Annotated in this window: 2 protein-coding genes; both read left to right on the forward strand. The window is 37.1% G+C overall.

Translation table 11 applies throughout. The annotated features are described in order from the left end of the window. Positions 1-414 (forward strand): gliding motility-associated C-terminal domain-containing protein (locus QUH73_RS20725; protein ID WP_289532354.1); only part of this gene is annotated, 414 nt, incomplete at its 5' end. Between the two features lie 18 nt (positions 415-432). Beyond that, positions 433-1,136, forward strand: a 704-nt coding sequence (locus QUH73_RS20730; protein WP_289532355.1) for a PorP/SprF family type IX secretion system membrane protein, incomplete at its 3' end; no start/stop codon positions are given.

Here is a 1,136-nt window from a genome sequence, read left to right on the forward strand (position 1 = left end):
AAGGAACTAAATATCTTTCACTCCAATGATCCTTTGTTTTTTAATGATATCGTAAGTGTAAGTACAACAGTAGAAACTCCTACCTCAATTTATCTGCAGGGAACAGAAAAAAAATATACGGGAGCATTTGCTTTGGTTGAGAATGTGTTGCACTTGCAGGATATTCCAAATGCTATTATTGTAAACGAAAGAAACGAAACACGATTCAAGTTTGAGATAGAAAAGTTTAACTATTTGAGATTGAGGATTTATGACAGTTTAGGTCGTGAGATCTATCAAAGTCGCGCCTATTCCAATGATTTTGACACAAAAGGATTTAGCTCGGGAACTTATTATTACTATTTGGAAGGAGAATTGCTAAATGGTCAAAAGGTGATTAAAAATGACATTCTGGAAATTATTAGAACTGAGTAAATTAATGTTTTATAAATCATGAAAAGAAAAGTACTATCTATTATAGTTGTAACACTCCTGGTTTTTGGCAGTGAATGCGTTTTTTCGCAATATCAGTCCACAACACAGTCACTTGTCCGGCAGGAATTTTTTAATCCTGCATATAATTCTTTTAAGGATTACTATTCATTCAGCACCTTGAGCAGATGGCAATGGGCAGATGTTGCCTACAGTCCAAAAACCTATGCGTTCAATGCATATTTACCAATAAAGAACAGCACGTTTGGTGTGGGGCCAACGGTTATAAAGGAGAATATAGGATTACGTGATATTGTAACAGTTTACGGAACAGCCTCGGCCAATGTACGCTTAAGCAGGAACTCCTTTCTGGCTTTTGGGTTGGGAATTGGTATCGAATCATCGAGTTACGATAGAGAGAAGTTGCGAACCTACTTAGGTGCAGATCTGTTTGGTATTGATTACAGTCAAATAGATCCGGCCGTAAGTATAGGAGTAATGTATTTATCAGCTAAATATTTCGCAGGATTGAGTACCAATACGGTTTTTAGAGACAAATCAATGGGAAGTACGTTGCCGGGTTTTGATTTTTCAGCCGGGGCAATGTTTAGTCTGAATGAGAATCTGGGGTTTAAGCCAGTTGTGGTGTTAAAATATTATAAAGAAGGAAGTGTTCCTGCCGATGGTTTGTACAGAGCAACAAAATATGGGGAACTCATTGCTGA

The sequence above is a fragment of the Labilibaculum sp. K2S genome (assembly GCF_030372765.1).
In the GTDB taxonomy this organism is placed as follows: Bacteria; Bacteroidota; Bacteroidia; order Bacteroidales; family Marinifilaceae; genus Labilibaculum.